General features: G+C 65.9%; 26 protein-coding genes and 1 pseudogene. 12 read left to right on the forward strand and 15 right to left on the reverse strand.

Annotated features, from left to right (window positions below):
* Positions 1–391: 391 nt before the first annotated feature.
* The 4 genes from istB to FE811_RS17660 all read right to left on the reverse strand — a co-directional run bounded on the left by istB (position 392) and on the right by FE811_RS17660 (position 4,854).
* Complete coding sequence (gene istB / locus FE811_RS17645; RefSeq protein ID WP_072464014.1) at positions 392–1,186, reverse strand: IS21-like element helper ATPase IstB; 795 nt, start codon at positions 1,184–1,186, stop codon at positions 392–394.
* Positions 1,176–2,708: an IS21 family transposase gene (istA, locus tag FE811_RS17650; RefSeq protein ID WP_083539302.1), complete on the reverse strand. Its 1,533-nt coding sequence runs from the start codon at positions 2,706–2,708 to the stop codon at positions 1,176–1,178. The genes istB and istA overlap by 11 nt, the downstream gene beginning before the upstream one ends.
* Positions 2,709–2,839: 131 nt before the next feature.
* Positions 2,840–4,198, reverse strand: a complete 1,359-nt coding sequence (locus FE811_RS17655; RefSeq protein ID WP_072464016.1) for an ATP-binding protein — start codon at positions 4,196–4,198, stop codon at positions 2,840–2,842.
* Entirely contained in the window at positions 4,195–4,854 is a 660-nt protein-coding gene (locus tag FE811_RS17660; RefSeq protein WP_036760145.1) for a response regulator transcription factor, read from the reverse strand. Before FE811_RS17660 ends, FE811_RS17655 begins: the two co-directional genes overlap by 4 nt.
* A gap of 141 nt (positions 4,855–4,995) precedes the next feature.
* On the opposite strand from FE811_RS17660, the gene FE811_RS17665 reads away from it, so the two are divergent.
* The 8 genes from FE811_RS17665 to FE811_RS17700 all read left to right on the forward strand — a co-directional run bounded on the left by FE811_RS17665 (position 4,996) and on the right by FE811_RS17700 (position 11,218).
* The gene (locus tag FE811_RS17665) at positions 4,996–5,310 is read left to right on the forward strand and encodes a PepSY domain-containing protein (protein ID WP_062563333.1); all 315 of its coding nucleotides are present in this window, start codon (positions 4,996–4,998) and stop codon (positions 5,308–5,310) included.
* Positions 5,303–5,935 (forward strand): cytochrome b/b6 domain-containing protein, encoded by a 633-nt coding sequence (locus FE811_RS17670; protein ID WP_072464018.1) that lies wholly within the window; start codon positions 5,303–5,305, stop codon positions 5,933–5,935. Before FE811_RS17665 ends, FE811_RS17670 begins: the two co-directional genes overlap by 8 nt.
* A 186-nt stretch (positions 5,936–6,121) precedes the next feature.
* Positions 6,122–6,424 carry a PepSY domain-containing protein gene (locus tag FE811_RS17675; RefSeq protein WP_062562796.1) on the forward strand — a complete coding sequence of 101 codons (303 nt, stop codon included), beginning with the start codon at positions 6,122–6,124 and terminating at the stop codon, positions 6,422–6,424.
* Between the two features lie 87 nt (positions 6,425–6,511).
* A complete protein-coding gene (locus FE811_RS17680) occupies positions 6,512–6,916 on the forward strand; it encodes a PepSY domain-containing protein (protein WP_255469770.1) in 405 nt (134 codons plus the stop codon).
* Positions 6,917–6,942: 26 nt separating this feature from the next.
* Positions 6,943–7,413 (forward strand): DUF2271 domain-containing protein, encoded by a 471-nt coding sequence (locus tag FE811_RS17685; RefSeq protein ID WP_036760148.1) that lies wholly within the window; start codon positions 6,943–6,945, stop codon positions 7,411–7,413.
* A 9-nt stretch (positions 7,414–7,422) separates the two neighbouring features.
* Positions 7,423–9,630 carry a PepSY domain-containing protein gene (locus tag FE811_RS17690; RefSeq protein ID WP_140848278.1) on the forward strand — a complete coding sequence of 736 codons (2,208 nt, stop codon included), beginning with the start codon at positions 7,423–7,425 and terminating at the stop codon, positions 9,628–9,630.
* Positions 9,611–10,624: an FAD:protein FMN transferase gene (locus FE811_RS17695; protein ID WP_083539303.1), complete on the forward strand. Its 1,014-nt coding sequence runs from the start codon at positions 9,611–9,613 to the stop codon at positions 10,622–10,624. The genes FE811_RS17690 and FE811_RS17695 overlap by 20 nt, the downstream gene beginning before the upstream one ends.
* A gap of 75 nt (positions 10,625–10,699) precedes the next feature.
* Positions 10,700–11,218 carry a hypothetical protein gene (locus FE811_RS17700; RefSeq protein ID WP_255469771.1) on the forward strand — a complete coding sequence of 173 codons (519 nt, stop codon included), beginning with the start codon at positions 10,700–10,702 and terminating at the stop codon, positions 11,216–11,218.
* 33 nt (positions 11,219–11,251) lie between these two features.
* Here the strand turns inward: FE811_RS17700 and FE811_RS17705 are convergent, their stop codons facing one another.
* Positions 11,252–12,157 (reverse strand): LysR family transcriptional regulator, encoded by a 906-nt coding sequence (locus tag FE811_RS17705; protein WP_036760152.1) that lies wholly within the window; start codon positions 12,155–12,157, stop codon positions 11,252–11,254.
* 108 nt (positions 12,158–12,265) lie between these two features.
* Here FE811_RS17705 and FE811_RS17710 point away from each other — a divergent pair, with 108 nt between their 5' ends.
* The 3 genes from FE811_RS17710 to FE811_RS17720 all read left to right on the forward strand — a co-directional run bounded on the left by FE811_RS17710 (position 12,266) and on the right by FE811_RS17720 (position 15,187).
* Positions 12,266–12,484 (forward strand): heavy-metal-associated domain-containing protein, encoded by a 219-nt coding sequence (locus FE811_RS17710; RefSeq protein WP_028714023.1) that lies wholly within the window; start codon positions 12,266–12,268, stop codon positions 12,482–12,484.
* Positions 12,485–12,548: 64 nt separating this feature from the next.
* Positions 12,549–14,468, forward strand: a complete 1,920-nt coding sequence (locus tag FE811_RS17715) for a cation-translocating P-type ATPase (RefSeq protein ID WP_140848280.1) — start codon at positions 12,549–12,551, stop codon at positions 14,466–14,468.
* A 68-nt stretch (positions 14,469–14,536) separates the two neighbouring features.
* Positions 14,537–15,187: a DUF924 family protein gene (locus FE811_RS17720; protein WP_255469772.1), complete on the forward strand. Its 651-nt coding sequence runs from the start codon at positions 14,537–14,539 to the stop codon at positions 15,185–15,187.
* Between the two features lie 15 nt (positions 15,188–15,202).
* Here FE811_RS17720 and FE811_RS17725 read toward each other — a convergent pair whose 3' ends face one another.
* The 9 genes from FE811_RS17725 to FE811_RS17765 form a co-directional block, all read right to left on the reverse strand.
* Positions 15,203–17,143: a cation-translocating P-type ATPase gene (locus FE811_RS17725; RefSeq protein WP_072464026.1), complete on the reverse strand. Its 1,941-nt coding sequence runs from the start codon at positions 17,141–17,143 to the stop codon at positions 15,203–15,205.
* A 61-nt stretch (positions 17,144–17,204) separates the two neighbouring features.
* Positions 17,205–17,585: a hypothetical protein gene (locus FE811_RS17730; protein WP_072464027.1), complete on the reverse strand. Its 381-nt coding sequence runs from the start codon at positions 17,583–17,585 to the stop codon at positions 17,205–17,207.
* A gap of 96 nt (positions 17,586–17,681) precedes the next feature.
* Positions 17,682–18,164 (reverse strand): cytochrome b, encoded by a 483-nt coding sequence (locus FE811_RS17735; protein WP_036760157.1) that lies wholly within the window; start codon positions 18,162–18,164, stop codon positions 17,682–17,684.
* Between the two features lie 131 nt (positions 18,165–18,295).
* Positions 18,296–18,988: an ABC transporter ATP-binding protein gene (locus FE811_RS17740; protein WP_036760158.1), complete on the reverse strand. Its 693-nt coding sequence runs from the start codon at positions 18,986–18,988 to the stop codon at positions 18,296–18,298.
* A 5-nt stretch (positions 18,989–18,993) separates the two neighbouring features.
* On the reverse strand, positions 18,994–20,127 hold the full coding sequence (locus FE811_RS17745; protein ID WP_036760159.1) for an ABC transporter permease: 1,134 nt from the start codon (positions 20,125–20,127) through the stop codon (positions 18,994–18,996).
* Positions 20,124–21,269, reverse strand: coding sequence for an efflux RND transporter periplasmic adaptor subunit (locus tag FE811_RS17750; RefSeq protein ID WP_072464028.1), 1,146 nt, complete (start codon positions 21,267–21,269; stop codon positions 20,124–20,126). Before FE811_RS17750 ends, FE811_RS17745 begins: the two co-directional genes overlap by 4 nt.
* A 3-nt stretch (positions 21,270–21,272) precedes the next feature.
* Positions 21,273–21,833 carry a TetR/AcrR family transcriptional regulator gene (locus FE811_RS17755; RefSeq protein ID WP_243700319.1) on the reverse strand — a complete coding sequence of 187 codons (561 nt, stop codon included), beginning with the start codon at positions 21,831–21,833 and terminating at the stop codon, positions 21,273–21,275.
* 233 nt (positions 21,834–22,066) lie between these two features.
* Complete coding sequence (locus tag FE811_RS17760; RefSeq protein WP_140848282.1) at positions 22,067–23,923, reverse strand: recombinase family protein; 1,857 nt, start codon at positions 23,921–23,923, stop codon at positions 22,067–22,069.
* A gap of 787 nt (positions 23,924–24,710) precedes the next feature.
* A complete protein-coding gene (locus FE811_RS17765) occupies positions 24,711–25,628 on the reverse strand; it encodes a hypothetical protein (RefSeq protein ID WP_140848284.1) in 918 nt (305 codons plus the stop codon).
* On the opposite strand from FE811_RS17765, the gene FE811_RS17770 reads away from it, so the two are divergent.
* Entirely contained in the window at positions 25,628–25,915 is a 288-nt protein-coding gene (locus FE811_RS17770; protein ID WP_140848285.1) for a hypothetical protein, read from the forward strand. The two genes, FE811_RS17765 and FE811_RS17770, sit on opposite strands and share 1 nt — an antisense overlap.
* Before the next feature lie 112 nt (positions 25,916–26,027).
* Here FE811_RS17770 and FE811_RS17775 read toward each other — a convergent pair.
* Positions 26,028–26,445, reverse strand: a pseudogene (locus FE811_RS17775) (AAA family ATPase); the annotation flags it as partial.

Consider the following 26,445-nt stretch of genomic DNA (forward strand, 5'->3'; position numbering starts at 1 on the left):
GTGACCGAGGTCACGATCGTATAGAGAGCCAGGGCCATCAGCGTCGGGGCGGCGACCAGAGTCGGATTGTCCGCTGTCATGATTGCGGCCTGAGGAAACGGCTGACCATGGTGGTGATCAGCTTGCGGCTTTCCCCGAAATCAAGCCCCTCGGTCATCAGGGGCAGCATGGGGGCCGCGTCCAGCACCGCGACCAGAACCGCGCTGGTATGGCGCGGATCGAGGCTTGGGTCGACCTCGCCACGCGCCTGACCGGCGGCCAGAGCGGCGGTCAGCAGATCGCGGATACCGTCGGTATTGTCCTTCAGAATGGCATGGATTGTTGATTTTCACCCAGAACTGAGCCGGGTTTTCCATCGAGAATTGAGCCACCTCTGACTATGGATTGAGGGTCAAGCTGGGGTCAAGGCATGTGACGTCCCCTCCTTTTTCTGGGCTGCTGCGGCTGAACTGGCCTTGAAGCGGAAGCTGTCGTTTCCGGTCTCCAGGATGTGGCAGCGATGAGTAAGCCGGTCGAGCAGCGCGGTGGTCATCTTGGCATCGCCGAAGACCGTCGCCCATTCGCTGAAGCTGAGATTGGTGGTGATAACGACGCTGGTGCGTTCGTAAAGCTTGCTCAGCAGATGGAAGAGCAATGCACCGCCGGAGGCGCTGAAGGGCAGGTATCCCAGTTCGTCGAGGATCACGAGGTCGAGGCGGGTCAGGCTTTCGGCGACCTGCCCGGCCTTGCCCCTGGCTTTCTCCTGTTCGAGGGTGTTGACCAGTTCTATGGTCGAGAAGAAGCGAACCTTTCGGCGGTGATGCTCGATGGCTTGGATGCCGAGTGCGGTCGCGACATGGGTCTTGCCGGTGCCCGGCCCGCCGATCAGCACGATATTTTCGGCGCCGCTCATGAACTCGCAGCGGTGCAACTGGCGCACCGTCGCCTCATTCACCTCGCTGGCCGAGAAGTCGAAGCCCGCCAGATCCTTGTAGGCAGGGAAACGCGCGGCTTTCATGTGATAGGCGATGGAACGGACTTCACGCTCAGCCAATTCGGCCTTCAGCAGCTGCGACAAGATCGGGATGGCGGCTTCAAAGGCCGGGGCGCCTTGCTCGATCAGATCAGTGACAGCCTGCGCCATGCCATGCATCTTCAGGCTGCGAAGCATGATGACGATGGCGCCGCTGGCGGGATCATGACGCATGGCGGCCTCCGGCGATTTGGGTGCGCAACCCGTCATAGCGCTCGACATTGGCCTTGGGCTCACGGCGCAGGGCCAGCGCGTGTGGCGTATCCAGCGGCGGTCCCCCCACCACCTTGCCGTCGACCAGCCGGTGCAGCAGGTTCAGGACATGGGTCTTGGTGGGCACGCCCTCGGCCAGGGCCAGTTCCACGGCGGTGAGCACGGCTTGCTCATCGTGATGGAGCACTAGAGCGAGGACATCGACCATCTCGCGATCACCACCGGGCTTGCGTAACATGTGCTCCTGCAACTGCCGGAAAGCCGGCGGCAATTCCAGGAAGGGCGCGCCATTCCGAAGCGCCCCGGGCTTGCGTTGCACGACCGCCAGGTAATGTCGCCAGTCATAGATCGTTCGCGGTGGTAGCTGGTGGCTGCGCTCGATGATCCGCCGGTGTTCGCACAGGATGTTGCCCTCGGCCGCCACGACCAGCCGGTCCGGATAAATCCGCAGGCTGACAGGCCGGTTCGCAAAGGGTGCCGGAACGCTGTAGCGATTGCGCTCGAAGCTGATCAGGCAGGTGGGCGAGACGCGCTTGCTCTGCTCGACGAAGCCATCAAAGGCTGTGGGCAACGGCATCAAGCTCGCCCGCTCCTCGCCCCAGACATCGGCGATCGAGCCCGGCAAGGTGCCGTGTGCCGTCTCGCGCCACAGGTCCTGACAGCGCTGCTCCAGCCAGACATTCAGCGCGGCAAGGTCGGGAAAGTCCGGCATCGCTTGCAAGATCTGGTGGCGGGAATCCCGGACGTTCTTCTCGACCTGCCCCTTCTCCCACCCTGCCGCCGGATTGCAGAATTCCGGCTCAAAGACATAATGGTTTGCCATCGCGAGGAAGCGGATGTTGATCTGCCGTTCCTTGCCGCGGCCGACGCGATCCACCGCCGTCCGCATATTGTCGTAGATCCCGCGACCGGGCACACCGCCGAAGACGCGGAAGCCATGCCAATGGGCATCGAACAGCATCTCGTGTGTCTGCAAGAGATAGGCGCGAACCAGAAAGGCGCGGCTGTGCGCCAGCTTGATATGGGCCATCTGCAGCTTCGTGCGCTCGCCGCCCAGAACGGCAAAGTCCTCGCTCCAGTCGAACTGGAAGGCTTCGCCTGGGCGGAAAGACAGCGGAACGAAGGTTCCGCGCCCCGTGGTCTGCTGCTCACGCTGCCGATCTGCCCGCCATTGCCGTGCAAAGGCTGCAACCCGGCCGTAAGAGCCGGTGAAGCCGAGCGCCTCAAGATCGGCATGCAATTGCTTCAGCGTCCGCCGCTGCTTGCGCGACTTCCCGGCCTCGGTCTTCAGCCAGCCGGCCAGCTTCTCGGCGAAGGGGTCAAGCTTGCTCGGCCGCTCCGGCGTGGCAAAGGTCGGCTCGATCGTGCCCGCCGCAAGATGCTTCGTCACGGTATTCCGTGACAGTCCCGTGCGCCGCGCAATCTCGCGGATCGACAGATTCTGCCGCAAATGCATTCGTCGGATGATGTTCAAAAGTCCCATGTGGATCACTCCGTTGCCCCCGCCGCTCACTGCGTTGGGGAAAGGTTCACATGGCTCAATTCTCAGTGAAAATTATGCGCCTACCCGGCTCAGTTCTGGGTGAAAATCAACAGTCGGTCCGATGGTTGCGACTATCGGGCGCTGGCAGCTTCGCTCAGCGTCCGTGAAGCTATCGGCAGAACCACGATCGCCTCAAAGCCGGACGAGCTTTCCGGCCTTGGCGATTGCAAGGTGAGCTTTGACGAAATCCGATCGGCAATGCTCGCGGCGATGGCAAGGCCAAGCCCGCTGCCTTCCGTTCCGGCTGTCTCCCTCTCAAAACGGCGGGTCAGCCGGCCAAGTGCTTCTGTCGGCACGACGGGGCCTTCATTGGCGACGCTGAACGTGCCGTCCGCGCTGAGGCTTACCGTGATTGGTTTGTCGGATGCGCCGTGCCGCAGGGCGTTCTCAATGAGGTTGCGGCCGATGATGCCAAACGCATCGGGGTCGAGGTCGGACATTACCGGGTGCTCCGGCAGGGCGAGCGCGATCCGGTTCGGCGCTGTCCTCTCGATATCGTCCACGACCAGACGGGCGGTGATGCGAAGATCGGATAGATGATCGAGCCGCAACCGCCCTCCTTCTGCTCGGGCCAGTTGCAGAAGCCGTTCCGCGGTCCGGGCCAGCCGCTTCAACGAGGCCTCGATCTCGGCAGCCCTGTGGCCGGCACCGGTATCTTTCGTTTCCACCTGTATCCGCTGGGCCTGCGCGATTGCGCCTGCCAGCGGTGTTCGCAATTCATGCGCTGCGTTGGCGGCGAAGGTGCGTTCGGCCTCGAATGTGGATTTGAGTTGCGCCAGAAGCACATTGATCGCCGTCCCCACCGGGGCGGCCTCGACGGGAAGATCGTCGCAGGCGACGGGGGCGAGGTCGCGCGGCGAACGCGCGGCCAGCCGGTCGCGATAGCGGCGCAACGGGGCCAGACCCGAGCGGACAGTCAATACGATCGCCAACAGTGCGGCAGGGATGAATACCAGCAGCGGCAACCCCAGGCCCGCCCAGACATCGCGTGCCGCCGCCGCGCGATGGGCAAGCGGCTCGGCGACCGTGAGGCGGATCGTGCCTTGCAGGGCGTCCTCGCCATACAGGCGATGGGTTGCGGTCGTGCGAAAGCCCGGCCCGTCCCATTCAGGGAAGATGGCGGGATCGGCCTCATGCGATTGCAGAAGAATTCGCCCTTCGTCATCGCGCACGATATAGGTGAGGAATTCGTCGTGGTCGCGCAGGTCGGCAAGGTGCTGCGTCACACCTTCCTCCTCACGTCCGACGATCTCGACAGCGGCCAGCGGCAGCAGGCGCTGCGCCGCTTCCTGTAGCGACGAGTCGAAGATCCTGTCCATCTCGTGCCGCAGCATGACCGCCGTGACGGCGGCGGCCGCGATCCACAGAAGTGTCAGAAGGATACCCAGCGACACCCCCAACCGCATCTGAAGGCTGCGTGGCATCGTCATGGCGAACCCAGCCGGTAGCCCAACCCGCGCTCGGTCTCGATCACCTCGGCGCCCAGCTTCTTGCGCAGCCGGCTGACATGGACCTCGATGGTGTTGCTTTCCACCTCCGTATCGAAGGCATAAAGCTTTTCCTCAAGCTGTGCCTTGGACAGAAGCTGCCCCGGGCGGGTGAGGAACGCCTCGAACAGCGCCCATTCACGTGCGGTGAGCTGCACGGGCCGGCCGTCGCGGCGGATGCTGCGGCAGGCAAGGTCGACGGCAAGCGTGCCGTGGACGATGATCGGGTTGGGATTGCCGCTATAGCGCCGCGCGACCGAGCCGATGCGCGCGGAAAGCTCGGCCAGATCGAAGGGCTTCACCAGATAGTCGTCGGCACCGGCGTTCAAACCTTCGATCCGGTCCGAAATCTGGTCCAGCGCGGTCAGGATGATCACCGGCGTCACGTCGCCGCTGGTGCGCAGCGACCGAAGGAAGGTGATGCCGCGTCCGTCGGGCAGCATGAGGTCCAGCAATACCAGATCATAGCCGGTGCCGGCCATCGCATCGCCGGCCGCGTCCAGACGCGTGACCCAATCCACCGACTGGCCACCCGCGGCAATCTGGTCCCGCACGGCGGCACCCAGAACGGTATCATCCTCGATCAGCAGGATCCGCATGATCTTCCTACTCGTTTGCCTTTGGCCATTATGGCGATCCAGGCTGACGCAAAGCTGATGGCGGGACACCCCGGGCTTCAGCATCCCGTCAGGTTCGTGGCGCAGAATGTCATCCAATGGCCGTTATACGGAGTGTGGTCCATGAAGAGATCGCTGACAATTCTGACCTTTCTCGCGGCCCTTCCGTCCGGGGCTGCACTTGCCGGCGACGACTGTGCCGTGCCGCTGGCAGACTGGCAGCCAAGAAGCGCGGTAGTGCGGCTCGCGGAAGAAAACGGATGGGTGGTGCGGCGCATCAAAATCGACGACGGCTGCTACGAGATAAAAGGCACAGACCGGGAAGGACGCCGCATCGAGGTGACGGTCGATCCTGGCACGCTTCAGGTGATCGAGATCGAATACAAGGACGGAGATGATCGGCGCTCCCGTGAGGGCAGAGAGCACAAACATGACTGAGATGATGAAGGGTGACGGCATTCAGGACGTCGCCGATACTACGCGCACGGTGCTGGTCTGGGATCCGTTGGTGCGCAGCTCTCACTGGGGTCTGGTTGCCGCCTTTGCAGTGGCATGGCTCGCGGCGGACGAGGTGCAGCCGCTTCACGAGGCGGCCGGTTACGCGGTGGCGGCGTTGCTTGCCCTCCGCCTGATCTGGGGTTTCGTTGGCAGCCGTCATGCCCGTTTCACGCAATTCGTGCGTGGCCCCGCCGCGACGCTGGCTTATCTCGGGGACATGCTGCACGGGCGCGAGCGACGCCATCTCGGGCACAACCCGGCCGGCGCCGCGATGATCGTGGCACTCATGGTCACGCTTTCCGGCACCGCGCTGAGCGGCTTGCTGCTCGAACAATCGATCGAGGAAGCCCGGGCCGTGACGGTTGCGGGCGAGCACGGAAACCGGGAAGTCAGAGGGGACAAGACCTTGAAGGAGGTGCATGAAATGCTGGCCAACATGGCTCTGGTTCTCGTGGCCTTGCATGTTGGGGGTGTGGCCGTCACCTCATGGCGCCATCGGGAGAACCTGCCCCGTGCCATGGTCACGGGCCGAAAGCGCCCTCCCGGCACAAATGACGTGACCTGATCGTTACGTATTCCCGCTGTTCTGGCCCCGCCTGTTTGGCGGGGCCTGTTTGTTTTGTGCAACCGCTGCGGTTCGTCGCGGCAGGCTGACGAGAAGCTGACGCAGGTTTTCCGCGGCGATCAGGATCACGTCAGCCGCCCCCTCCAGATTGGTTTCATCAGGCAACCAAGGCTGAGGAGCATAGCCATGAAAACCATCCTGACCGCCACCGCATTGGCCCTCGCGATCCCCGCCGGGGCCGCGTTCGCTGGTGAGAAATGCAACGTGCCGACCGAGAACATGCAATCGTGGGAAGCTCTCATTCAAGTGACCGACGAGTTCGGTTGGACCATCTCGAAAATGGAACTCGACGACGGCTGCTACGAACTGAACGTCATCGACCAGGGCGGCAACAGCCTGAAGATGACCGTCGATCCCGGAACGCTCGAGGTGATCGACGGCAAGGTCAAACGCTGGAGCGACGGCACCAAGCCCGAGAAGCGCAACTGATGGCTGCAAGGGTCCACCTCATCATCGAGGTGGATCTCTTTCCACACGGGCGTTCGCCTCGGCCATAGCCGGGAAAGGGCCCCCGAGATGATCGTAAAGGACATTCGAACCATGAAAACTCTATTGATCGCCGTAGCCGCTCTCGCGGCATTGCCTGCGGCGGGGGCGATGGCAGGTGACGACTGCCATGTGGGGCACGAGGCCTGGCAACCACGCGAAGCGGTAATGCAGGCGGCAACCGGCCTCGGTTGGCATGTTGAGAAGATCGAGGCGGACGACGGCTGCTGGGAGGTCAAGGGACGCGATGCCCAGGGCCGTCGCATCAAGGCCAAACTGGATCCCGCGACGTTGCAGGTCGTCAAATTGCGCCACAGGGATGGCCAGCAGATCCCCGAGCGGGATCGCGGCAATGCACCCACCGTCGCTCCGTCGGCACCCCCCTCCAATCCGCTGTTCCAGAACGGCACCCCGCCCGTTGTGCGGGTGAACTGATATATCAGGCAGAAGAGAGCAGAGTCATGAAATCCATCCTTGCAGCACTCGCGCTGACTTCGACCTTGGTGGCGCCCAGCCTTGCCATGGCCCGGCCGGTTACCCTCACCACCACCCTGAACACGTACGGTGGCGATGGTGCCTATCTCGTCCTCTACGTCACGGATGCGCAGGGGGCGTATGCCGGAACCCTGTGGATGGCCGGCGGCAAGTCGAAGTATTACGAACATCTCAGCGACTGGTATCGCGCCACCGGCGGCGACCTGGCGCAGGTCGACGGCATCACCGGCGCCAGTGTCGGCGCGGGCCGGTCACTCGAAATCACCCTCGACCTTGCCGATGCGCTGTTCGATGCGGGCTATACGCTGCATGTCGACGCCGCCGTCGAGGACATGCGCGACAGCCCGAAGGACATCGCCGTGCCGCTGACGACGGCAGGAGCGGGAAAGCCTGCGCCCGGCCGCAGGTATGTCGCCAGCCTCCGCTACGACATGTGAGGCAACGCCATGATCCGCACGCTGCATCGCTGGCCGGGTCTGCTGGCCCTCATTCTCGTCATGGCCCTTGCGTTGAGCGGCGCGGCGCTCTCGGTCTTTCCCGCGGCCGAGCGGCTTTCCACGCCGCAGGCCGAGGCCGGGCTGACCGTCGCCGATCTCGCAGGACGTATCCTGGCTGCCTATCCGGGGGTGGAGCAGATCCGGCGCGCGCCGTCGGGCCGGATCACCGCGTTCTGGTTCGACGACGGCACGCCCGGCGCGGCGGTAATCGACCCGGCGACCGGCAAGGGCATCGCCAGCGCCGATCCCGATCCGGTCAAACGCTGGTTGACCAACCTTCACCGTTCGCTGTTCCTGGGCGATGCCGGTCGTATCGCCATGGCCATTGGCGCCGTGGCGATGCTGATCCTGTCGGTCTCCGGCGCGATGCTGGTCGCGCGGCGCATGGGCGGCTGGCGGCGCTGGTTCGCCCCTTTGCGCGGGCCGGCGTCGAGCCGCATCCATACCGGGATCGCCCGCGTGGCGGTCGCGGGGCTGGTTTTGTCCTCAGCGACTGCACTGTGGATGGCCGCCTCGACCTTCGATCTTCTGCCGGATGGAGCCGCACCGCCGACCTTTCCGACTGAGGTCAGCGGAAGCACTGGGGTCTCGCTTGCTGCGATGGAGCCGCTCTCCGTGATTGCTGTCACGGAGTTGCGCGAGCTGAGCTTTCCCTATCCTGGCGACGCCACAGACTCCTTCACTCTGAAGACGGATCGCGGCACCGGCTATCTCGATCAGGGGACGGGTGAGCTTCTGGCCTGGGCCGAGCTGACGATGTGGGAACGGATATCTGAAACCATCTACATGCTGCATACCGGGCAAGGGGCCGCATCTCTCGGCCTCGTGCTGGGTGTGCTGGCGCTCGGCGTGCCGGCAATGGGGGTGAGTGGTCTTGTGCTCTGGTTCGCGGGGCGGCGGTCAAGGCCGCGTCTCCGTGGCAATCATCCTGCAAAAGGCGCTGCGACCATCCTGCTGGTGGGCTCGGAGGGCGGCAGCACCTGGGGTTTCGCTGCGACGCTCCAACATGCGCTGACCACGGCGGGCCAGCATGTTCATGTCGCGCCCATGTCCGGTTTCGAGCCGGCACGCTATCCGCAGGCCGAACGGTTCGTCATTCTCGCCGCCACCTGGGGCGAGGGACAGGCTCCCGCCACGGCGAAGGGGTTCATTGAACGCCTCGCGGCGCTGGAATCCGTCCCTGAGGCCCCCCTTGCCGTGCTTGGTTTCGGCGATCGCAGCTTTCCCGCGTTCTGCGCGTTCGCCGATGAAGTCGCGAGTCGGGCTGCTGCCAAAGGCTGGGCGCAATTGATGCCCTTCGACACGGTCGATCGCCAGTCGCCGCAGGATTTCGCCCGCTGGGGCCGCGCCCTGGGGGCGGCGCTGGGGATCGAGCTTACGCTCGAAAATGTGCCAACCCCGCCGGTGACGGGGCGGCTCACCCTGATCTCGCGCCGTGATTACGGGGCGGAGGTGCAGGCGCCGACCACGATTCTGCGCTTTGCCCTACCCGAGGCGACGTTTTTGCAACGGCTGACAGCTCGGGGGTTTGGCCGGTTTCAAGCCGGTGATCTCCTCGGCGTTCTGCCCGAGGGTGCGGACCTGCCGCGCTTCTACTCGCTGGCGTCCGGACGGCGCGACGGATTCGTCGAGATCGTGGTGCGCAAGCATCCTGGCGGCCTCTGCTCGGGTCAGCTTCTGGCGCTGGAGCCGGGCCAGGCGATCCGCGCATTCGTCCGGCACAATCCGGCTTTCCATGCCGCAGCAGGACGCTCGCCGCTGATCCTGATCGGCGCCGGCACCGGCATCGGCCCGCTTGCGGGCTTCATCCGGGGCAACAGCCGCAAGCGGCTCATCCATCTGGCCTTCGGGATGCGCCACCCCGCAAGCGATTTCCTGTATCGCGACGATCTGGCCGGCTGGCAGGTCGATGGCCGTCTGGCGCGATTGACCACCGCGAACTCGCGCGGGGCAAAGCCGCGCCATGTCCAAGACGCGCTGCGGGCCGAGAGCGCTGACCTGATCCGGCTGGTACACGAAGGCGCGCGCATCATGGTCTGCGGCGGGCGCGACATGGCCTCGGGCGTGGCCGAGGCGCTGACCGACATCCTCGCGCCGACGGGTCTTACCCCGCTCGCGCTGAAAGCGGAGGGGCGCTATGCCGAAGATATCTACTGACCCGGGCCGCCACGCGCTGAACGGCCCGACCATGGGCACGCGCTGGTCGGCGCTTTTCCACGCCGATGCCGGGCTGGACCCCGCCCCGGTGCAAGCTGCCCTGCAAGCGGCCGTGGCGGAGGTCGATGCCGCGATGTCGACATGGCAACCCGACAGCGACTTGATGCGCCTGAACCGGGCGCCCGCAGGCGCCTGGGTGGCCGTTCCTGCCGGCTTGGCCGAGGTGCTGGACCTCGGGCTGCGGATCGGGGCTGTATCGGGCGGTGCTTTCAACATCGGCATGGGCGATGCGGTGCGCGCCTGGGGTTTCGGCCCCGAGGAGGCCGATGCCGGAGCCATCCGTGCGACCAGGGTAACCACGCACCCGCCCGCGCATGAGGTGCTGGAGATCGACCGCGCGGCCGGGTTGGCGCGAAAACATGCACCCATCACGCTCGACTTGAACGGCATCGCCAAGGGCTACGGCGTCGACAGGTTGGCCGAAATGTTGCAGGGCTTCGGCATCACCGGGTTCCTTGTCGGCATCGACGGCGAGATGCGGGCCTCCGGGCTGCGGCCCGACGGCATGCCCTGGACCGTCGCCGTCGAGGCGCCCGATCCCGAACGCCGCGCGCCCCAATCGGTCCTCATGCTGCAAGATGCCGCCGTCGCCACCTCGGGCGATTACCGGCATCATGTCACCGTTCAGGGCCAGCGTCTGTCGCATACGATGGACCCGGCGACGGGCGGCCCGCTGCGGTCGTCGCCGACCTCGGTCACGGTCGTCACGGGCAGCTGCGCCGAGGCCGATGCCTGGGCAACCACGCTGATGGTGCAAGGTCCGCAGGCGGGCGGCGAACTCGCTGCGCGCCTTTCCCTTGATGCGCTGTTTCTTGTGCGCGAGGCAGGCGGCATCCGGACCCATGCCGTAGGGGCGCTGTTCGACAGCCCAAGGTATCGGCGGCAGGCCGCGAGGGACTGGTTCGTGCCTGAGGTCTGTCCATTCGCGCAATAGATCTTTGCAGATTTCGTCAATTCTCGTGCGAAAACGGACAGCCTATGTCTATCCCAAGCCCGGCGGCGTCTGTCGATGCCCGCCGCGGCCAGAACCACTTGGCAGATACAGGAGATCACTATGCGGACTGTAAAATCGTTCACCACCGTCGCTGTCGCTCTCGCCCTCGCGCTGGGGTCAGCTGGCATTGCCGCCGCGCAATCCCATGATCATGACAGCCATAGCGCGGGGGCTATCGAGATCACGCTGAACGATGGCGCCAAATGGCAGGGCGATCAGAACATGATCACCGGCATGACCGCGATTCACGGAACCATGGCCGCGAACCTGGACGCGATCCACAACGGCACCCTGCCTGCCGATGCCGCGAATGGGGTCGCTGCCGATGTCCAGAAGCAGGTTGATTTCATGGTCGAGAACTGTGTGCTGGAACCCGAGGTAGACGAGCAGTTCCATATCGTCCTTGGTGAGGTGATGACCGGCATCTCGGCATTGGAGGCCGGCGAGGTCGAGACTGGCGCGGTGACGATCGTTCAGGCGTTGAACGCCTATGGCGAGCATTTCGAGCATCCGGGCTGGCAGATGATCGACTGACGCCATGGGCGCAGGCATGGGCCGGCGCGGGCGTCACGCCTGCGCCGGCCTTGTCTTGCACGGGCAGCGCCCCTCCAGCAGGTCGGCATCGGCCGTCAGGGCCGTCGCCATGAAGTCCAGAAACAGGCGGATGCGCGCGGTCTGGCGCAGATCCTCGTGAATCAGCAACCACAGGTCCAGCATGAAGTCCTCGGGCAGCGCGGCGGCGCGGATCAAGCTGGGGTCGCAATCAGCGATCACGCAAGGCAAGGCAGCGAGTCCGATCCCCGCCTTCGCACCGGCATGGGCGGCGATGATCGAGTTTGTCCGGTAAACCTGTCGCGCATCCGGCCACCAGCGGGCCAGATTGCGGCTGAGCGGGCCATGCGCAGAGCCGTATCCGATCCAGTCACCCTCGGCAGGATCGCCCAGCGGCCGGTCCGCCGCGGTATAGGCGGCAAAGGCCAACCGCCCGACCCGCCGCCCGATCAGCGTCTCCTGTCCCGGATTGCCGATGCGCAGGGCCACGTCCGCCTCGCGCCGGGTCAGGTCCAGCACCCTATCCGCCACCACCACCTCGATCTCGATCTCGGGCCATTCGGCGCGGAAGGCGGCGACATGGCGGGGCAGCACACCCACCGCCAGCAGGTCGGTCGTGGTGATGCGGATCGTCCCAGTGGGCCGCTGGTCCTGTCCGGTAACCTTCAGCGCCAGCGCGGTGATTTCTTCCTCGATGCGGATGACGGAATCGCGCATCTCCTCGCCAGCCTGGGTCAGAGCATAGCCGCCGGGCAGCCGGTCGAACAGCCGCACCCGCAACCGCGCCTCGAACGCGCCGATGCGGCGAAAGACGGTGGAATGGGTAACGCCAAGGCTGCGCGCCGCTCCTGAAAGCGACCCCGCCCGCGCCACGGCCAGAAACAACCGCAGATCGTCCCAATCCTGCGCCTGTGCATTCATGCAATGATCCCTTGTCGAAATTGCCACTCCTGATCCTGAAAGAACAGCATATCTTGAGGTCACAAGCAATGACCGCCCCACCGGACGGCGACATGAAAGGAACCAGCCATGACCAAGACCATCCTGCGCAGCGACGAATTTTCCTGCCCCTCCTGCGTCACCAAGATCGAAAAGGCGCTGGCGGCAACTCCCGGCGTGACCGCCGCCAAGGTGCATTTCAACACCGGCCGCATCGAGGTCGAGCATGACCCCGCATCCGCCCCGGTCGAGGCCCTTGTCTCGGTGGTGAAATCCACCGGCTACGAGGCCCGCCCCGCCGCATTCTGACCGATCCCTTCCAGTCCGGCCGTGCCTGCCCGCGCGGCCGGGCCTTCACATCATGAGGCCCCGCATGTTGACCCCTATCCTGACAATCCTTCGCCAGCCGGCCAGCCGCAGGAAGTGGCTGACCATCATCAGCAGCAGCCTGATCGTGCTGGGCCTGATCGCCCTTTACGGGTTCGGCCTGCGTGGGCTCTGGGCGGCATCCATGCTGGCGGCGGCCTTTGTCGCCGGCTCTGACATCGCCTGGCGGGCGTTCCACGCGTTGCGCATTCGCCATTTCTCGATTGAACTGCTGGTGACCGTTGCGGCTATCGGCGCGCTGTTCATCGGCGAATATTGGGAATCCGCCGCCGTTACGTTCCTGTTCAGCTTCGGCGCCTGGCTTGAGGCGCGGACGCTCCGCCAGACCCGTGGCGCGCTGGCCGATCTGCTGAAGGCCGCGCCCGAGATCGCCACCGTGATCCGCGACGGCCAGCCGGTCGAGATCGCCGCCAGTGCTGTCCAGCCGAATGAGGTCGTGCTGGTGCGCGCCGAAAACCGCATCCCCGTCGATGGCGAGGTGATCGACGGCAACGCCGCCGTGTCCGAGGCCGCCATCACCGGCGAGCCGATCCCGGCCGAGAAAGCCCCCGGCTCCCACGTCCATGCCGGCACCATCGCGGAAAATGGCGTGCTGCGCATCCGCGCCACCGGCATCGGCGCCGATACCACGCTGGCCCGGATCATCCGCCGCGTCGAAGAGGCGCAGGAGGAACGCGCCCCCAGCCAGCGCATGATCGAGCGTTTCGCGCAATGGTATACGCCCGGCATCATGGTGCTGGCGCTGGGTGCCTGGGCGGTGACGCAGGACATTCGCCTCGCGCTGACGCTGCTGGTCGTGGCCTGCCCCGGCGCGCTGGTGATCTCGACGCCGGTCTCCATCGTCGCCGGTATCGGGCGGGCGGCGCGGTCGGGGATCCTGATCAAGGGCGGGCAGCATCTGGAAAGCGCGGGCCGCATCGACATGCTGGCGCTGGACAAGACCGGGACGCTCACCGAGGGCCGCCCGAGTCTGGTCGAGGTGCTGCCGCTGGCGGGTATGGACCGCGCCGAGTTGCTGCACTGGACCGCCATCGCCGAATCCGGCTCGGATCACCCCTTGGGTCGGCCCGTCGTGGCCGCTGGTCGTGCCGAGGGTGACATTCCCGCGCCGGAAGCGGTCGAGGAAGTGGCCGGCATGGGCCTTGTGGTGAACCACGCGGGCCGGCAGGTCGCGGCCGGCAACCGGCGGCTGTTCGACAGGCTGGGCATCGCGTTCGACCCCGAGGCCGAGACCGCGCTGTCCGGGGTTTTGGGGCGCGGGCGCACGCCGATCATCGTGGCGCTGGACGGGCGCATCGCGGGCATCTTTGGCCTGTCCGACCAGCCCCGCCCCTCGGCCAAGGGCGCAATTGCCCGGCTGCGCGACATCGGGGTCGGGCGCATCGCCATGCTGACCGGCGACCAGCCGCAGGCCGCCCACGCCATCGCTGCGGAAATCGGCATCGACGAGGTTCATGCCGGGCTGCTGCCCGAGGACAAGCTTGACCTGATCCGCCGCTTTCAGGCCGAGGGCCGCCATGTCGCCATGATCGGCGACGGCATTAACGACGCCCCAGCGCTGGCTGCCGCTGATACCTCGATCGCCATGGGGGCCGCGGGCTCGGACGTGGCGATCGAGACCGCCGACATTGCGCTGATGGCCGACGATCTGGAGAAACTGCCCGAGGCGATGGCGATTTCCCGCGCGACGCTGAGCAATATGCGCCAGAACCTCGTTATTGCGCTGCTGACCGTGGCCGGGCTGCTGTTTGGCGTGTTCAGCGGCGATGTGCATATGGCCGAGGGCATGCTGATCCACCAGCTTTCGGTGCTGGTGGTGATCGCCAACGCCATGCGCCTGCTGCGCGTCCCGCGCGGTCTCGGCGGACGCCGGCCTGCGCAGGCAGCGGTGCCCGCGACCGCCTAGGCGCTTGTGCCTCATCGACAATTCCGCTCCCGTGTCCATGGCGCGGGGGCGTTTTCATGGGGGATGACATGACCGATAGCAATGATGCCAGACAGATCGGCGAGGTTCTGGATTTCTGGTTCCCCGAGGGCCGCGCGCTGGATATCGACCCTGACCGCCATGCCGTGCTGTGGCGCTGGCGGATGCATGGCGGCGCGGACGGTGCGATTGCGGCGCGCTTTGGCCCGCTGACCGAACGCGGCGCGGCGAGGGCGCTGGATCATTGGGCCGGGACGCCCAGGGGCCGGCTGGCGCTGATCGTGGTGCTGGACCAGTTCCCGCGCTCGCTGTGGCGGGGCAGCAAGCGGGCCTGGGCGCAAGACCCGGCGGCCCTGGCGCAGGCGCTGGAAGGGTTGGAAAAAGGAGACTGGGCGGCACTTGGCCTGCCGTGGTTCCAGATCGCTTTCACCCAGCCCCTGGGCCATGCAGAGGGGTCGGACCATCTGGCCCGCATTGATCGGCTGACCGCCCTGCGCCGTGACATTGCCGCCCGTGCGCCGACGCCGTTGCGGCCGCTCTATGCCTCGCTCGTCGATCAAGCGGGGCAGGTGCGCCGCATCATCGCCAGCTTTGGCCGCCACCCGCACCGCAACGCCATCCTTGGTCGCAGATCGACGCCCGAGGAGGAAGCATATCTGGAAAAGGGCGCGTTTCCGCATCTGCGCGCCTTTCGGGGGTGAGCGCATCCCCACGGGTCAGGTGGGCTGCGCGACACCCGTCAGCGCCTGTCCGGCAACAGACGCCTTCAGCCGGCGGATCGGGTCCGACAGCAACCGCAGCCCGTTCAGCACCACCAGCACGGTGCCGCCTTCATGACCAATCACCACCAGCGGCAACGGCAGATCGAAGAACAGCCCGCCGATGACCAGAACCACCATGGCGCCGATGGCGAAGGTCAGGTTCTGCCGGATCACCCTTGACGTTCGGCGCGACAGGCGGTGCGCGTCCGCAAGCCGCTCCATATCCTCGGACAGCAGCGCCACATCGGCGGCCTGAAGCGCCACCTCGGACCCGGCCGCGCCCATGGCGATGCCGACATCGGCGCGGGCCAGCGCCGCGGCGTCGTTCACGCCATCGCCGACAAAGGCGATGCGGCCGGTTGCGGCCAGTTCGCCGACTTCACGCACCTTGTCCTGCGGCAGCATCCCGGCATGGATCTCGTCCGGTTCCAGCCCAAGGCTAGCGCCGATGCGCAGCGCCACCGGCCTGCGATCCCCGGTCATCATGACGATGCGGCGGACACCACTGTCGCGCAGGGCCGCGATCGCCCCGGCGGAACTGGCCCGTGCCTCATCCGCCACGCTGACGGCGCCCAGCACGGTGGCGCCGCGACCCAGATAGACGACCGTATTGGTGCCATCCGCCAGCGGCTGCAACGCGGGGTGATCCGTTGCGGCCTTCATGTCCTCGGCAAGATAGGCATTGCCCGCCCAAATCGGGCCAAGTGCATCGGACCCTTCGATGCCGATGCCTGGCCGGGCGTTCACATCGGCCACCTGCGCCGGATCAAGCCCGCGGCTGGCGACCTCACGGCGGATCGCGGCCGCGATATGATGCTCGGAATGCGCCTCCAGCCCCGCCAGCAGCGACAGGAACCCGGCCTCGTCGCCATCCAGCGCGACGATTTCCGTCACCTCGGCGCGGCCGGTGGTCAGGGTGCCGGTCTTGTCGAAGGCGAAGATATCGACCTCGGCCAGCGTCTCCAGCACGCCGCCGCCCTTAAACAGAACACCGCCCCGCGCCGCCGCCGAAAGGGCCGACAGGATCGCGGCGGGGACGGAAATGACGATGGCGCAGGGGCTGGCGGCGACCAGCAGCGTGGCGGCGCGGTAAAGCGCCAGTTCCCAGTCGCCGCCCAGCCACCAGAACGTGGCAAAGGCGATCACCGCACCCGCCAGCACCGCGACCGTGTAGCGCTGGCCGAACCATTCGCTGAACCGTTCGGAGGGCGCGCGGGCGGCCTGTGCCTCGGTCACCAGACGGATCATGCGGGCGATGGTGCTGTCGCTGACGCTGCGCGTGACCTCGACCTCCAGCACGCCGTCGAGGTTGATCGTGGCCTCGAACACCTGCGCACCGGCCTCTTTCGACACGGGCATGGATTCGCCGGTGATATTGGCCTCGTCGATGCCGCCGCGCCCGGTGACGACCACGCCATCACTGGGCACCCGGGCGCCGGGGCGCAGCACCACTACATCGCCGACGGTCAGCACCTCGGCGGGAACTTCCTCGACATCGCCGCCCGCGGTCTTGCGCAAGGCGGTCTCGGGGCGCAGCGCCATCAAGGCCTCGATGGCGCGGCGGGCCCGGCCAAGCGCGCGTTCCTCCAGCGTGGTCGAGATGCTGAACAGCGTCAGCAGCACCGCACCCTCGAACGGGGCGCCGACGATTGCGGCGGCGATTGCCGCGACGATCATCAACAGGTCGATGTCAAGCACGCGCGCGCGCCACAGCTCCGACAGCGCGCGCCAGCCGGTCGGCAGGCCGCCAGCCAGATAGACCAGCACCAGTCCCGGCAGCTCCAGAGCGTCGAAAGCTCCGCTTGGTAGCCACCTGCCGGCCGCCGCCATTGCCATGCCGAGCACGGTAACGAGCGAAAGGGTCAGTGACAGGTCAATAGTTGGAAATCGCTTCATGTCAGGTTCCTGGCTGGCGAGGTCGCGGCTGGCAGCCGCCATCGCTGGCTGGGTGAGTGGATCAATCGGATGGCTTATGGCACCGAAATGCAAAGGCCGCGATGGCTATCCAGATGGCGCTGCGCAGGATCATCGCGCCCATGGTGCGTGCCTCCCATGCGCCGCCGGCACCGACATGCCACAGGAAGGCGGCGAAGACGGCCACCGTGGCCGTGGCGATGGCCAGCGACAGCAGCGGCGCCCACCCTGCGCCGCGCAACAGGCCGATCCCGGCCAGGACATAGGCAAATCCCGCGACGAAGTTGAACCACAGCACGAATGGCACCACTGCGCCCATATCGACGCCGCCGAACAGCGCCCTGCCGCCCGAAACGATGGTCAGCAGGCCGAAGATCACCGCGACGGCGGCGGCAACGGTCTGGCTGCGCGGTCTTCTCGTCATGTCTGCCTCCGGAGTTCGGGGTTTGGCGAGCGGCCGGGCGGGCGTGGCCCGGCCTGCCATGGGTTGCGGGTTGCGGCGCGCGGAACGGACCCCGCCTCAGGCCCGGCCAAACATGCGCCGCAGCACATCGGTCTTGAGCCAGAAATGATGGTAAAGTGCGGCGAGGATATGCAGGAGGACCAGCGGAACCAGCGCCAGCCGCGCGATGGAATGGGCTTCGCCGATCGCCTCGACGCCGGAAATCCACGCCGCCATGCCGGAAAGCGCCATCAGGATCAGCAGGAGGTTGAGAGCCGCATGCATGCCCGTGGCCAGAACTTTCAGGGCCGGGTGCTCGCCTTCCGGCAGGCCCGGAACGCCGCGCCGGCGGCGCAGCACCAGCCGCCACAGAACGAGAACGAGGATCAGCGCGCCGGCAACGGCATGAGGATTGATCGTCGGCTGGTTCGGCAGCATGCCGTCCATCCGCCCGTCCCATACCTTGACGATGCCGTCATGCATGAGGATCTGGAAAAAGACGAGGGCCGCAATCGTCCAGTGCAGGATGATCTGGGCTCTGGAATAGGATGTCGGTTGCATCTTGGTTACACCTTTTCAAGGTCGCGTGGTATCGGCCACTGTCGTGTGACATCCGATCCGCCGCAGGCATGACGGTGGCGAGGATCGGCGTGTGAGGGCTTGGGTCATGTCTGCCTCCTGACTCCTGACCATCACGCGCTAACCAGATGGCCGTCGCGCAGGTGGATCAGGCGGTCGAAGCGGTCGAAGATCTTCTCGTCATGGGTGACGGTCACGATGCAGGCTTCCTGCTCGGCCGCGAGCTTGCGCATGAGGTCCATCACCAGCCCGGCGCGCGCGCCGTCGAGCGCGGCAGTGGGTTCGTCGGCAAGGATGATGCGGGGGCGGTTGGCCAGCGCGCGGGCAATCGCCACGCGCTGCGCTTCGCCACCCGACAGCAGCGCCGGCTTGACCATCGCGCGATGGCCGACCTCCAGATAGTCCAGCAGTTCACGCGCCCGCGTCCGGCCTTCCTCGGCGGGCAGACCGGTAAGATCGAGCACGACCGCGACATTCTCCTGCGCCGTCAGGAAGGGCAGCAGGTTGTGACTCTGGAAGATGAAGCCGATCTTGTCGAGCCTGAGACGCCTCAGGTCGCGCCGTAGCCATTTGCCGTCGAAGACCGGCTCGCCGTCCAGCACCACCCGTCCCGCCGATGGGGCGAGGATGCAGCCAATGATGTTGAGCAGCGTCGTCTTGCCCGAACCGGACGGACCGAGCAGCGCGATCACCTCGCCGGCCCGCACGGTCAGATCGACCGCGCGCAGGGCATCGACGCGGGTTTCGCCCTCGCCGAAATGCTTGGCCACGTTCGAGACCTCGATGAGGATGTCGCCGAGCGCCATGTCGGTCAGCTCCCGAGCGCTGTGGCCGGGTCGACCTTCATCGCCGCCCGCACGCCGAGCGCCGAGGATAGAAGGCAGACGGCGGCGATGATGCCGGCAAGGACCATGACGTTGAACGGCTCCAGCACCACGCGACGGGGAAAATAGTCCTTCACCGCAAGGATCAGCATCAGGCCGATCCCCCAGCCCGAGGCGCCGAGGATCAGCGCCTGCTGCACGATCAGCGCGATGATGGTGCGGTCGGGCGCGCCGATCAGCTTCAGCGTGGCGATCTGCTTCAGCTTCTCCATGGTCATCGTGTAGATGATCAGCGCGATCACCACGGCGCTGACGGAGAGAAGGATGCCGAGGAACAGCCCGATCTGGCGGCGCGCCTTGTCGACGACCGAGGCCAGCAGCAGTTCCTCCTGTTCGGCCTGAGTCATGGCGGCGAGGTGCTTCCATTGGCGCACGGTCGCGGTCAGCAGATCGACATCGGCGCCCGGCGACATGCGGGCAATTATGGCGGCGACCGATGCGGACTTGACGGAGACAGCCCCGCGCGCGGCCTGCACCCGCTGAGCGGCCGGGTCGAGCTCGGTCTGCAGCGCCATCGCGTCGGCCAGCGTCACATAGACCGCCGGATCCCCGCCCGAGTTCATCGCCCCTTCGACCAGGCCGACCACGGTAAAGCGGTTGCGCCCGAGCCGGATCGTCTCGCCGGGCAGCAGGCCGGTCTTGCGGTCGGCCACCAGTTCGAAATGACCGGCGCCGATGCCGCGCCCCTCGGCGATCGCCTGCGGCCCGCCGGGACGCCCCGACTCGTAGCCGACGACATAGAGTCGCAGCGTGCGCCCAGCATGAGGCGCCTCGAGGTTCTGATAGTTGACCGCGCCGGCCTCGGCCACGCCGGGCATCCGCGCCACCGCGTCGCGCGTGTCGGCGGGGATGCTGGAGGCTTCCGCGAACGGTCCCTTGGTACCGGCCTCCACCACCCAGACATCTGCGGCCGGTGCCTTTACCACCGCCAGCGCGTCCGAGACGAGGCCGTTATAGATACCGATCATCGCCAGCACGACCGTCATCAGCAGCCCCAACCCGAAACAGGTCAGCACGAACCGGAACAGGCCATGGCGGATGTCCTTGAGCGCGAGGTTCATGGCGCCTCACTGCCGCGGGCGCGCCGACCCTCGGCCGCGCCCTTGGGCGGATGGGCGACGATGGCGGCTCCCTCGGGCAGTCCGCCCGTGACCTCGACGCGACCGCGATCATCGCGGACGCCGAGGGTCAACTCCACCCGCGCGAGACGGCCGTCTCGCACCGTCCAGACCGTGCCGCGATGGCCGTCGAAGCCGGTGATCGCGACCTCGGGCACCATCAGCGCGGTCGTTCGTGTGCCGGTCAGGATGCGCACTTCGGCCTGTTCGCCAAGAAACATCTCGGCGGGGCAGTCGGCGCAGGTCAGCCAGACGCGGCGTTCTTCGTTCACCCGGTCGCTTTCGATGCCGATGCGGGCGATGGTGCCATGGAATTCGGCCGAAGGCTGCGATCGCAGCCGGATCGTGCCCGGCTGGCCCCGGACAAGCTGGCCGGCACGTTCTTCGTCGACGTACGCCTGGATCCAGATGGTGGCCGGGTCGATCAGGGTGAAGATCGCATCGCCGGCCTTCACCACTGTGCCCGGCTCGGCATGGCGCGCGACGATCAGTGCGTCATAGGGCGCAAGCAGCCGGTGATGGGTGAGAACGGCTTCCTCCTGCCGCAGTGCGGCAGCCGCGTCAAGGCTCTGTGCCCGGATCACTGCCACATCAGCCTCGGCCACGGCCAGATCGGCGCGGGCCACATCCTCGTCGCGTTGCGCTTCCTCGGCGCGTTGGACCGACGCGATATCACGCTGTACCAACCCTTGCTGACGGCGGTTCGCCGCTTCGCGCTCGGCCAGAACGGCACGGGCGCGCACCACGGCTGCGGTGGCCTTGGCAAGATTGGCCTCATTGGCCGTCACCGCTGCGTCCGCGCGGGCAACGCGCGCTTCCTGCTCGGCGGAGTGAAGGACGGCCAGTTCCTGCCCCTTGGCCACGCTGTCCCCGGCATCGGCGGCCAGCGAGGTCAAGGCAGCGCCCACCTCGAAGCCGACACGGCTGAGTATCCGCGCCTCGACGGTGCCGAGCCCGTAGATGCGAAGGTCCACATCATGTTCGGGCTGAACGACCACCACCGTCAGCGGGCGTTCGGTGAAGAACAGAAAGCCGGCAGCGACAGCCGCCGCCAGAAGAAGACCCGACAGCCAAATGCGCCGCATCGTCTATTCTCCTTCCGCAGCCAAAAGCCGGCACTGTGCGTCGAACAGGCGCAGCCCCTCGGCTCGCAAGTCGAAATCGCGGGCGCCGAGCGCCCAGCGGATCGCCACGCCCTGCACGAGCGACGTCAGTAGCGCCGCCGCATCGTTTGCGGCGATGTCGCCGCGCAACGCGCCGATGTTCTGGCCGGCCCCGACCTCCATCGCCAGAAGGCCGTGGAAGGTCGTGAGCCTGCCGTGAAAGGTGGCGCGCAGCTTTGCGTTGGTGACGTTCAGTTCGCGCGAAAACAGCAGCATGGGAAGGGCAGGGGTGGCAGCGATCTGCGCGAACTGTGCGGAAATCAGTGCACGCAACCTGACGATCGGGGTGTCTCCGAGGCGCAATGCATCCTCCCACGCCGTTGCCAGCCCCTCGGCCACATGCTCGGCAACGGCCTGCCAGAGTGCCGCCTTGGTCGGGAAGTGCCGGAACAGCGCGGCCTGCGTGACGCCGATCTGCGACGCGACCGCCCCCGTCGTCACCCGGTCCGGCCCGATCCGGTCGGCCAGGTCGAGCACGGTGGCCACGATCTCGGCCTTGCGAAGCTCCGCTGACTTTCGCACGGGGCACCCCGTTAGTTAGTGAGTAGTCACAAACATATTTAGGCAGCCTCATGCGATGCGTCAATCACTGGGCATCATTTTCTGCATGCATTGATTGCCGCGACACCGGGAACTAGGTGGGCAAGAGGGAGGCCGGCCTATCTCTGCCCCCGACGCGGCGAATACGGAAGACAACACGTAAGTTCGTCTAACGAAAGCTAAGCCGCAGCTCTGAAAAGTGCAGAACCATCTGGTTCAAGTTGTTTTATTAGGAGGATTACGTTTGGTGCGGGGGAGCGCCGATAAAGATGGTTGCGCGCTCCCGCAACCATCTTTACTGGCGTCGATCGCAAGTTATGATCGACGCCAGTCCCCGCAACCATCTTTACTTGTTCGGGCAGCAAGTGAAGATTAGATCCAGCCCCCGCAACCAGAAATTCTACACTTTGCACAACCTCCTGTTCGCAGGAGGTTTTTTGCTGTCCGGACAACTGGTCCGCCCCCAGGCTCAGCGCCAGAATGCCCGCCAGATCGCCGTGAAGCATCAGATCGAGGTTCATCCGCTTGCCCTTGGTCGGCACCGGTGTCGCCACGATCTTCTCGATCAGGTCCCGGATTGCCTCGCGCGCTTCAGATTCGTGATCGGGCTCCGAAAGGGCGGTGATCATCGCCTGGATGCGGTCGTGGTAAGTGTCGGCCATCTTCGGGTGGATCCGCGTCATGGTCGTCGGAGCAGGAGCGGTGGCCAGCTCCCTCTCGAGCTGCTTTTGCCGCGCCTCCAGCTGTTCCATCTTCGCCTTGATGCGCTCGGGCGGCAGGCCGGAGAGGAGCGCGTTCACCAGCGCGTCCTGTTCCTTGATGAGTTTTGTCAGTTCCTTCTCCTTGACGGCCCGGTCATCGACATGGCTGGCGGCCAGGCGGTTGCGCTCGGCGATGTATTCGGCGGCGAAGACCTTGACCAGCTCCGGGTCCATCAGCTGCTCGGAGAGGATGGTCAGGATCCGGCCCTCCAACTCCTGCCGGGTGATGCCGGTGCGGTTGCTGCAGACCGAGGTGCCCTTGTTGCGGGAATTGCTGCAGCCGAAACGGTCCTTGCCGATGGTCGAGAAGCCGCCGCCACAGCAGCCGCATTTGACCAGGCCAGTGAGCAGGAAGCGCGGCTTGCGCCGTTCCCAGGCTTCACGATCGGTCTGTTCGATCTTGCGGCCCGCCTGGCAGGTCTTCACCCTGTCCCAGAGGGCCTGGTCGATGATCCTCAGTTCCGGGACATTGGTGACGATCCATTCGGATTGCGGGTTCGGTCGGGCCTGGCGCTTGCCGGTAGCGGGGTCCTTGACGAAGGACTGTCGGTTCCAGACGAGGCGGCCGATGTAGATCTCGTTGTTCAGAATGCCGGTGCCGCGTTTGGGATTGCCGTGGATGGTGGATTTGTCCCACTTGCCCGCGCGCGGGCCGGGGATGCCCTCGCGGTTCAACTGGTCGGCAATCCGGTTCGGCGACATCCCATCGGCATAGGCGGTGAAGATCCGCCGCACGATGGCGGCCTCGTCCTCATTGATCTGCCGGTCGCCGCGCCTGATCTCGCCGTCCTCGCCCATATGGCGCAGCACCGTATAGCCATAGGCATTGCCGCCGCCGGACTTGCCGGCCTCGACGCGGCCGCGCAGGCCTCGGCGGGTCTTGGCGGCGAGGTCCTTCAGGAACAGCGCGTTCATCGTGCCCTTCAGCCCGATATGCATCTCGTCGATGCGGCCCTCGGCCAGGGTCTCGATTGCGGTGCCGGCAAAGGTGAGGTTCTGGTAGAGCGCCGCGATATCGGCCTGGTTGCGGCTGAGGCGGTCGAGGGCTTCCGAGATCACGACGTCGAAGCGCCGCTCGCGGGCATCCTGCTGCAGGCGCTGGATGCCGGGACGCATCAGCGAGGCGCCGGAGGTGGCGGCATCCTCGTAGCTGCCGACAATCTGCCAGCCGGCGCGGGCGGCGCGCTCGCGGCAGAGCCGGATCTGATCCTCGATCGATGAGGCCGATTGCAGGTCGGAGGAATAGCGGGCGTAGATGACGGCGCGCAGGGTCATGGCAGGTTCTCCGTGCGGAGTGGCAGGTCAATCGTCAGGGGCGCCGCGTTCTGCAGCATGATCGGTGCGGGCGGCATCGCGGGCCAGGGCCCGGACGAGGGCAAGCAGTTGGTCCCGATGCTGCGCGGGCCGCTGATTCCCGGCAAGGCTTTTGTCGGTCGGAGGTGCCGACGGGACAGCCGCCGCCTGCGCGGCGCCCTCCCTGTCGGCAATATCTCTCCGGTCTCGCGCCATGGGCCGAGCTGCTCCCTGCGCCGGAGGGCAGGGCCCGTCGGCGTTCGCTGGTGATGATCCTGTGCGGGAACGGCCCCGCTGCTGTCAGGATGATCATAGGGCATGGGAGAGGCTCTCGAAGTGGAAAACACGGATCTCGGGTCTCGTGAATGTGGATAACCACCTGAAAATACGGAAATCTCACTCTCAAGAGGGGTGGCGAGGGACGATTGCGGCTCATGGGAGTGCGCGATGGTCGCATCCTGACCGCCGGGCGGAGCGATAGCCCGGAACGCAACCGAACACTGGGCGCGAATTATCCGGATTTTACAGGACGGGACGCGTGACCTGGCTTGGCTCTGCCTCTTGATCTCATAGAACCTCGGGGACGGGCCATTGGGAGAGTGTGCTGTTGTCGTTCCGGATTTCCGTCCTGCGATCCCTGTGAACGCGGATCAGCCGGGGCGTCGAGGCTTGTCCTGCGCACTCTCTGAAATGGTTGCACTTCCGCGCAACGACGCAGTGGTGTGATGGTCCTTGACGCCTGTGATCGGGCTTGCGGATCGCCGAGTCCTCACCCGGAAAACTCTGACCGGTCCGGGTAGAGTTGTGCGACGACGGCCCTGCGCATGCGCATGGCGAGGCTGTCGTGGAAGATCTCCATCGCCCGTTTCCGCTCTGACGGGGAGAGCCAGCCATCCGACAGCCGCCAGTTCGAAAAGAACAGCCAATCCAGATCATGGATCCTGATGAAGACCAGCCCCTGACGCACCGATTCCCGGGTGAGCGGCAGGCCGATCACCCGGCTGGCGCCGTATTCCGCGCGCAGCCCCTCTTGATGGGCCTCGCGCCGGATCAGCCCCTCGGTCACGTCCGCCTCGGTGATGGTGACCAGCCGGTCCAGCCTGCGGCGGATATGGGCGGGCATCTCGTTGATAGCCCGTTCCAGCGCCTGCCGGAAGCGCGGATCGGCGGCAATGTCGAGGTTCCATTCCCGCGGCTCCTCGCGCCAGAGCACCGGTTCCGCGGTTGCGGTCCACTGGCCGGCATCGACCAGACCAAGCGCGCAGAAGACCGAAAGCACCTGCGGGGCGGCCCGGGCTGGGCCAAGCCCATGCGCGGCCATGACGTTCGGCTGCGGCATGACTTCGCCCTCGCGTCGGCCCCACCACGCGGCAGCCTCGGGGGATTCGCGCCCGTCCGGCAGGCGGAAGGAGAGCAGCCCGCACTGACTCGCGAGACTGAGCACGGTGACGCAGATATCGTCCCATCTGGGGAGAATATCCGGCAGGCGAGGGTGGGTCAGCGGCCGGGCCCCGCGCCCGGTCTCCTCGGCCTGCCCGAGGGCGATCAGCGCCTCGCAGCCGAACTGGTAAGCGGTCGTGAACATATGGTCCCATTCCTCGCCCTTGCGATCAAGGACAGGCAAGTTGGCTTCGATGAGGTGGATCACCGGAGGGATCCACGTCGCGGGGTCGGGGTGGTGGATCATTGCTGGTTTCCTCGTCTATTGCAGGATGGGTTGCGTATGACGAACCGGGATTCTCGAATTCCGTGGGGATGCCGACGATTTGCTTCTGGCGCGCCGTATCTCTTTGTTTTTTGTGCCTGATCTTTCTCTTTTTTGAGCTGGTTGCGCCGTGGGCCGCATTACCCGAGGCTTTCCTGGGTCTTTTGTCTTTTGGTTCTTTGCTCTCTTTCTTTTTATCCCGTGGGAATGGAATGGGCGGCGGGCGGTGCCCGCCGCAGGGAGCGCCGTTTTTGTTTTTGGATTTTTGATCGGCGGCTCTGCCGCTCTCTTTTGTTTTTTTGCTTTGGTCTCTTTATTCGCGGGGGTGCGATTCGACAGGGTGACGCGCGATCGCGTGGGGCGGCCGTCAGCCCTCTGTCTCTATCGCGGTTGGGGCGCAGGGGGTGCGTTCTGGTCTTCGGCGGGCGCCGCATTGCGCACACGCGCGAGCCAGTCCTGGGCTTCGGCCCTGTCCATGTCGCGCGAGGCCATCAGGGCTTCGGCCATCTCCTCGAGCAGGGAACGATGGACGGTAAGGATCTCAGTTGCACGCTTTTCCGCAGCCTCCAACTCGCGGCGGACACGGAACAGCACGTCGGAGTCCAGGGCGAGTAGGGTCTCGGGATCTGCGGTCCAGACCGGGCCCTGGGCACCGAGGCCAAAGCGGGTCTGGATCGATGTGGCGATCATCGTCGCGTTGGCGAGGTCGGAATCCGCACTGCCGCCAGCACCGGCAGAGACATCGCGGAGGACCAGGCGCTCAGCCGCGCGGCCGGCCAGCAATTGCACCAGACGATCC

It is taken from the genome of Paracoccus sp. FO-3, assembly GCF_006386455.1.
GTDB lineage: Bacteria > Pseudomonadota > Alphaproteobacteria > Rhodobacterales > Rhodobacteraceae > Paracoccus > Paracoccus versutus.

Coding starts and splice junctions, on each gene's coding strand:
- istB (WP_072464014.1), bottom strand. CDS start 1,186: ATGCGTCATGATCCCGCCAGCGGCGCCATCGTCATCATGCTTCGCAGC.
- istA (WP_083539302.1), bottom strand. CDS start 2,708: ATGGGACTTTTGAACATCATCCGACGAATGCATTTGCGGCAGAATCTG.
- FE811_RS17655 (WP_072464016.1), bottom strand. CDS start 4,198: ATGACGATGCCACGCAGCCTTCAGATGCGGTTGGGGGTGTCGCTGGGT.
- FE811_RS17660 (WP_036760145.1), bottom strand. CDS start 4,854: ATGCGGATCCTGCTGATCGAGGATGATACCGTTCTGGGTGCCGCCGTG.
- FE811_RS17665 (WP_062563333.1), top strand. CDS start 4,996: ATGAAGAGATCGCTGACAATTCTGACCTTTCTCGCGGCCCTTCCGTCC.
- FE811_RS17670 (WP_072464018.1), top strand. CDS start 5,303: ATGACTGAGATGATGAAGGGTGACGGCATTCAGGACGTCGCCGATACT.
- FE811_RS17675 (WP_062562796.1), top strand. CDS start 6,122: ATGAAAACCATCCTGACCGCCACCGCATTGGCCCTCGCGATCCCCGCC.
- FE811_RS17680 (WP_255469770.1), top strand. CDS start 6,512: ATGATCGTAAAGGACATTCGAACCATGAAAACTCTATTGATCGCCGTA.
- FE811_RS17685 (WP_036760148.1), top strand. CDS start 6,943: ATGAAATCCATCCTTGCAGCACTCGCGCTGACTTCGACCTTGGTGGCG.
- FE811_RS17690 (WP_140848278.1), top strand. CDS start 7,423: ATGATCCGCACGCTGCATCGCTGGCCGGGTCTGCTGGCCCTCATTCTC.
- FE811_RS17695 (WP_083539303.1), top strand. CDS start 9,611: ATGCCGAAGATATCTACTGACCCGGGCCGCCACGCGCTGAACGGCCCG.
- FE811_RS17700 (WP_255469771.1), top strand. CDS start 10,700: ATGCCCGCCGCGGCCAGAACCACTTGGCAGATACAGGAGATCACTATG.
- FE811_RS17705 (WP_036760152.1), bottom strand. CDS start 12,157: ATGAATGCACAGGCGCAGGATTGGGACGATCTGCGGTTGTTTCTGGCC.
- FE811_RS17710 (WP_028714023.1), top strand. CDS start 12,266: ATGACCAAGACCATCCTGCGCAGCGACGAATTTTCCTGCCCCTCCTGC.
- FE811_RS17715 (WP_140848280.1), top strand. CDS start 12,549: ATGTTGACCCCTATCCTGACAATCCTTCGCCAGCCGGCCAGCCGCAGG.
- FE811_RS17720 (WP_255469772.1), top strand. CDS start 14,537: ATGACCGATAGCAATGATGCCAGACAGATCGGCGAGGTTCTGGATTTC.
- FE811_RS17725 (WP_072464026.1), bottom strand. CDS start 17,143: ATGAAGCGATTTCCAACTATTGACCTGTCACTGACCCTTTCGCTCGTT.
- FE811_RS17730 (WP_072464027.1), bottom strand. CDS start 17,585: ATGACGAGAAGACCGCGCAGCCAGACCGTTGCCGCCGCCGTCGCGGTG.
- FE811_RS17735 (WP_036760157.1), bottom strand. CDS start 18,164: ATGCAACCGACATCCTATTCCAGAGCCCAGATCATCCTGCACTGGACG.
- FE811_RS17740 (WP_036760158.1), bottom strand. CDS start 18,988: ATGGCGCTCGGCGACATCCTCATCGAGGTCTCGAACGTGGCCAAGCAT.
- FE811_RS17745 (WP_036760159.1), bottom strand. CDS start 20,127: ATGAACCTCGCGCTCAAGGACATCCGCCATGGCCTGTTCCGGTTCGTG.
- FE811_RS17750 (WP_072464028.1), bottom strand. CDS start 21,269: ATGCGGCGCATTTGGCTGTCGGGTCTTCTTCTGGCGGCGGCTGTCGCT.
- FE811_RS17760 (WP_140848282.1), bottom strand. CDS start 23,923: ATGACCCTGCGCGCCGTCATCTACGCCCGCTATTCCTCCGACCTGCAA.
- FE811_RS17765 (WP_140848284.1), bottom strand. CDS start 25,628: ATGATCCACCACCCCGACCCCGCGACGTGGATCCCTCCGGTGATCCAC.